Source organism: Adlercreutzia sp. DFI.6.23, from assembly GCF_024462535.1.
Taxonomy (GTDB): domain Bacteria; phylum Actinomycetota; class Coriobacteriia; order Coriobacteriales; family Eggerthellaceae; genus Adlercreutzia; species Adlercreutzia rubneri.
The window spans coordinates 1-372 of the sequence record NZ_JANGBP010000256.1 but is presented as its reverse complement, the minus strand read 5'-3'; the positions used below and the strand labels follow the sequence as shown (position 1 = coordinate 372).

Below are 372 nucleotides of genomic sequence, written 5' to 3'. Positions count from 1 at the left end.
ATCGTTGCCGCCGCCGCAAGCGCCAGCATGATCGCAAGATAGGTGCGTTTCAGGCGGCGCAGATAAGGATCGCGCGCCACATCGTCGGGCACCGTGACGGCGAAGCACTCGCGCTTCGGCATGAGGTAGGGCGTGAGCGCCATGAGCACGCCCATGAGGGGAACGACGAGTGTCAAAAGCCCGAGAAGAGGAATTACGGGAGACGTCACGCTCATTGGGGCACCACCGCCTCGCCCGCGGCTGCAGCCGCACCTGCCACCGACGACGTGCCTGCACCCGCGGCCGCCACCGACGACCCACCGGCAGCCTTCTTCTTCCGCGTCGGGCGCGGGACGGGCTCGGCATCTTCCATCACCCCGTAGGCGCGTGCGG

General features: G+C 68.0%; 1 pseudogene. It reads right to left on the bottom strand.

The features are described 5' to 3' along the window. Positions 1 to 215: pseudogene (locus tag NE591_RS13260) on the bottom strand (hypothetical protein); the annotation flags it as partial. Positions 216 to 372: the final 157 nt, after the last annotated feature.